The sequence below is a fragment of the Microcoleus sp. genome, assembly GCF_049646505.1.
Lineage (GTDB): Bacteria > Cyanobacteriota > Cyanobacteriia > Cyanobacteriales > Microcoleaceae > Microcoleus.
The window spans coordinates 1-5,281 of record NZ_JBARVX010000622.1; the positions used below are offsets into that span (position 1 = coordinate 1).

Consider the following 5,281-nt stretch of genomic DNA (forward strand, 5'->3'; position numbering starts at 1 on the left):
AGAACAACTTTTGCTGTTAATTGATGCAGTCGAGCAAGCGACGGTCAACACTTCCGAAATGGAAGACGAAATAGCTTATTTCTTGAAAGTAGAATCGGAAACCTCTCCTCTGGGTACAAAAATTCTCTTTGCGAATTCAGGCGCAGAAACAGCCCAAACAATCGAGTTTACCTCCAGCGTGACAGCCCCCCGCCACAAACAGGCGATCGCCCTCAAGCAACTGCTCGAAAAACTGCCCTCAGAGCCTAGCAACTACGCCCTCAATTCCGACATTAAAAGCAAATTAAAAAGCTCCATCGACCCCGATTTCAACGGAGCAGCAGAACAAGCAAGAATTTTTGACGCTTACCTGTTCACCATCCTGTTAAAAGCAGTTGCTAATGAAGGCGGCAATGTTTATTACAACAACGTTTTAGACGACGAAACACCGAAATATTTAACATTTAGAAAAACAGCCGGAACAATCCACGGCACCGCACATCCATACACTCATGCTGTGGTAGAATTTCCCGACAAACCAGCCCTGGAAATTCACCTCGGAGTCAAAGTCCAAGGTAGAGCCGGAGTTCTGCACAACTGCAACGTTTTAATCTTGTATCAAAAAGAAGCGAATATCTGTCGATTGCTCAACCGGGAACCCCGACACTCGCAAGTAATTTTAGCCGTGAAATCTGAACATAGTACATCAGAACTTCAAGTAGAAATAGCGGGCGGTTTTATCGGACTAGCGTCAGATATTCGCTACGAAGGCGGCAGCTATTTCATTTCTAACAGTTACTCCCAACCCATCGCAAAACTGCTAACTACCGCTCGAAAAAAATGGGAACTCAAGATTTTTCCGAGGGCGACAAACGATGTCCACCGGTTGATGTACTCGTTTCAAACGATTTTTAAAGACTTTAAGGCGAGAAACTGATTCATATCAATTCCGGTTGTACCGTCAGGTGATGTTGACAGTCAACAGTCAACAGTTTCTGTTTTTCCTTCTTGTTTCAAGATTTGCTACATTAGGCAAGGAAATCATCTATCATGTTGCGAGCACCCAAACCTTACGAATAATGTTTAAGAAAGATAAATCTTCCCTGCTGTTTGCGATCGGAGCCGCTACACTTCTGATCGGTTTAGGCTTTCTCGCGTACTACCTCGTCATTTCTCGCGGGCCCGCCAAAGATTTACCGGCGGGAGCAGCGGTTGTGCCCCAAGATGCGATGATGGCTCTATCCATAACTACGGATGAATCGCAGTGGAATAAACTGCGAGAGTTTGGTACGCCGGAGTCAAAAGCTTCGTTTGAAAGGTTTTTGAGCCAATTGCGCGATCGCCTCCTGACAACCAACGGTTACGCCTACGCGCAAGACATTCAACCGTGGGTAGGTAACACAGCAATGGTGGCCTTTCTCCGCAACAAAACAGCAATACCAGTTCCCCCGCCCGCACCCAATGCGCCCCCGCCTCAGCCAATTCAACAGTCAGTCGCAATTATCCTGCCAATTGCTAACCCGATTAAAGCCAAAGAATTATTAGCAAAACCCAGATCCCTCAACCAAGGAAAAATGGTTGAGCGCAATTATAAAGGGGTGCAAGTTACAGAAACTCAAGGTACACCCGATCGCAGTTTTTCAGTTGCGGTACTGGGGACAAAGTATCTAGCAGTCACCACAGATCCCACGGCTACAGACAGAATAATTGACACCTACAAAGGCGAACCGTCCCTCGCAAAAACTCCCGGCTATGCAGACGGCATCCAACAAATAAAAGATGCAGCAGCCTTCGGTCAACTCTACGTCAATATGCCCGTTGCATCAGCCTTCATAGCAGCCAACTCAGCCCGCGAAATTTCGCCAGAAAATTTGGAAAAACTGCAACAAAATCAGGGATTTGCTACCACAGCGACACTGGATGCAGAAGGCATTGGATTTAAATCAATCTCTTGGCTAAAACCAGACTCCACGAGAAAGATAGCAGTAGAAAATAACGCTATAAAAATGGTCGATCGCCTGCCAAGCAATACAATCATGACGGTATCCGGCGGCAACTTGCAGCGTTTGTGGCAAGACTATGTATTGGGAGCGGATGCTAACCCGCTGTCCCCAATTAATCCCCAAGTTTTGCGGACGGGTTTAAAATCCACTACGGGCTTGGATTTAGATAAAGACTTGATGAACTGGATGGGGGGAGAATTTTCTCTATCATTAATACCCGCACCGGCGCCAAATCCCAAGGACAAATATGCTGCTGGATTTGTATTTATGGTGGAAACAAACAACCGCGGTGCCGCCGACAAAACCCTCAAACAGCTTGATGAAACGATGAGCGCGAAAGGGTTTAGAGTTGAGGAAATTAAAGTCGGCGGCCAAGCTGCGACTAAATGGACATCGCCGTTTGGAGGAATTGCGGTAACTCGCGGCTGGATGAATAATGTTGCGTTTATCACAGTAGGAGCTCCCGTGGTTGAGGCGATCGTTCCTGCGCCGCAAAGTCCGCTTTTAAGCAGCGAAATTTTTCAGAAAACTGTACGATCGCAACTTAAGCCCCACAACGGCAATTTTTTCATCGACACCGAGGCTGCGTTTAACCCGAAAAACCTAGCTTTACCGGAGTTTCCTCCAGACCAAAAAATGTGGATAGATGCCACGCGGTCGATCGGCGTTACAGCGGCCGTAACTGGCGATCGTACCACCCGCTACGACACTTTTGTCAGACTCAAAAAATCCGACCAATCCACTCCTTCTCCAAAGCCCTCGCCGAATCCTAGTGCACCGAGTCCTTCGCCCACCGTCCAAACTTCTCCCAATTAACTCTTAAATCATTGAACAAATCCGCCATGAAAACTCTTTATATCATGTCGGTTCGATTGTCATAACAAACACGGTTTGTAGTGTCAATTTTATGCTGGCCGAAAGCGGAGTTAAGTCCGCAATACGAACCTGGGTGCGCGTGCGGTTCGTAGTGCGGATATGATATTAAACAGCAACGGCGGGAGGCAAGATTATTTATTATTTTTATAATTTAATTAGGACTTGTGCAGCGGTTGTCACAAACCGGGTTTAATGGACTAAAATCCTCCGCTGCAGTCCCCAGTAATGCAAAGAAACCGGGTTTATTTGCGGGCGAGTGCGTCCTGGACTGTTAATGTTATACCAATTTCATAAAGTAGCGCTAGATATTACCCCCCCCAACCCCCCCTTATTAAGGGGGGGCTTCGGAATTCATCTATAGCAGATCTTTAGAAAAATGGTATTAGGTCATTGTACAGGCTATTTTTTGTTTTTTTGATAAAAGAAAAGTAAATATTTTTTGTGATTCTAGGAATGCCGATTTTTTTTTAACTATGTCATGCGGAAGATACAGCTTCTAGGCGCTGTTCGTTATATTTAGATTGTGGAAAAAATAGGTTATAGCCTTTCTCAGAAAGATGAGGTAATGTCGGGCATAGGGCATAGGGCATAGGGCATAGGGCATACCTCACTTTTTAGAGAAAGGGTATATTCTTGCGATTTATATATTTTTCGATAAAAAACAACTATGAAAACCGCCAAAAATATTCAACTACAGGCAAAAACTCTATCTAACAAAAAAATAACTCAACTGACACTTGCCCTGCAAATAGTCTTAATAAATCTTTGCTTTTTGCAAGCAAAAGCCGAAGCTCAAATTATTTTGCCAGCGCTGGACGGAACCGGCACTACAGTCACTCCCGGAATCCAAATCGGAACTCCTTTGCTGCAAACTCGTTTCGACATTGAAGGCGGAGAATTATCGAGCGATCGACAAAATCTCTTCCACAGTTTTACACAATTCGGGTTGTCGCAAAATCAAATTGCCAACTTTATATCAAACCCAGACATTCGCAACATTTTAGCGCGCATCGGCGGCGGCAGCCCCTCGATTATTAACGGCTTAATTCAAGTAATCGGCGGCAATTCAAACTTGTTTTTGATGAATCCATCCGGCATCATATTTGGCAACAATGCCAGCTTAAACGTGCCGGCTTCTTTCACAGCAACCAGCGCCAGCGCTATTGGATTTGGTGCTAACTCGTTTAATGCCGAGGGTACTAATACTTATACATCTTTGACGGGCGCTCCTAACTCCTTTGCTTTTGGAGCCGCAGCAGGAGCAATTATCAGCACGGCGGACTTAGCAGTCAAGTCAGGACAGAACCTAACCCTGATCGGCGGTACGGTTGTCAGCACCGGCAGTCTTTCGGCCCCTGACGGTCAAATTACCGTCGCATCAGTCTCAGGGGAAAATTTAGTGCGAATCAGCCAGAAAAATAGCGTGTTGAGTTTGGAAATTGAGGTGCCATCTGGGACGAGTGGGACTGGAACAGCCAGTGCGGTAGCTTCCACATTGCCGATCGCATCCTTGGCCGAACTGCTGACAGGGATCGGTGAAACGAACGCTACAGGCATCAGCGTCAATGCCAGCGGTCAAATTGTACTCACGGCGTCTAACCTAGCAGTAGCTGCGGGGGACGTTGCAGTAAAGGATGCAAGCGCTAGGGCGATCGACATTCAAGCAGCCAACAGCATTGCAGCCAGCGGAAACCTGAGAAGTTCCCAAGGCGGCCGAATCGCCCTAGAAGCTAGCGCTGACATTCGGACTCTCGATCTCGACTCGCACTCCGACACCACCGCAGGCGGCGACATCACCGTCACCAGCCGTACAGGAAAAGTAGAAACAGGGAATATCAACGCAGGCTCGATCGACAAAAACAGCAACGCCGGAGACGTTAGTATTGCAGCCGCCTCAAGCAGCATTCAAACAGGGTTCATAGACGCCAACTCCGAAGAAAAACAAGGAGGCGAAGTCACCCTCAAAGCCAGCAACGATATCGAAGTAACCCGTATCAACACCCAAGGGCGAACAGCCGGAGGAAATATTGACATTACAGCCGGCCGTTATTTCCGAGCTACAGGCACTTTCACAAACGATAGCAACTGCTTGTCGCAAGCTTGCAGCATTGCCGCCGCCGCGACTGTTAGCGCCAATGGCGGAGATATCACGATTCGCCACGGCGGCGAAGCCTCGAACACTCTTTTTGGCGTCGGGCCAGACTACAACAGCTTGAACGGTACTGCTGGCAGCATTGCCACTGGGGGTGGGAACAAGGAAAACATTATTACATTCGGAGGTTATTTCAGCCCTGGCCCTCAGATAGTACAGCCGACGCAAATTAACATTACAGCTTCTTCAGTATCGGGTACGCCCGCACCAACTCCGGCACCGACTCCAGCACCGACTCCGGCACCGACTCCAGCACCGACTCCGGCACCAA

At 47.5% G+C, this 5,281-nt stretch carries 3 protein-coding genes; all 3 read left to right on the forward strand.

Going from position 1 to position 5,281, the window contains the following annotated elements:
• The coding region (locus WBA89_RS28890; protein ID WP_424411056.1) for a hypothetical protein at positions 1-916 on the forward strand (916 nt) is incomplete at its 5' end.
• A gap of 142 nt (positions 917-1,058) precedes the next feature.
• Positions 1,059-2,798 (forward strand): DUF3352 domain-containing protein, encoded by a 1,740-nt coding sequence (locus tag WBA89_RS28895; RefSeq protein WP_424411057.1) that lies wholly within the window; start codon positions 1,059-1,061, stop codon positions 2,796-2,798.
• A 727-nt stretch (positions 2,799-3,525) separates the two neighbouring features.
• Positions 3,526-5,281: filamentous hemagglutinin N-terminal domain-containing protein (locus WBA89_RS28900; protein WP_424411058.1), on the forward strand; the 1,756-nt coding region annotated here is incomplete at its 3' end.

What these genes read in the sequence shown, in the direction of transcription:
- WBA89_RS28895 (WP_424411057.1), top strand. Translation starts at nt 1,059, where the DNA reads ATGTTTAAGAAAGATAAATCTTCCCTGCTGTTTGCGATCGGAGCCGCT.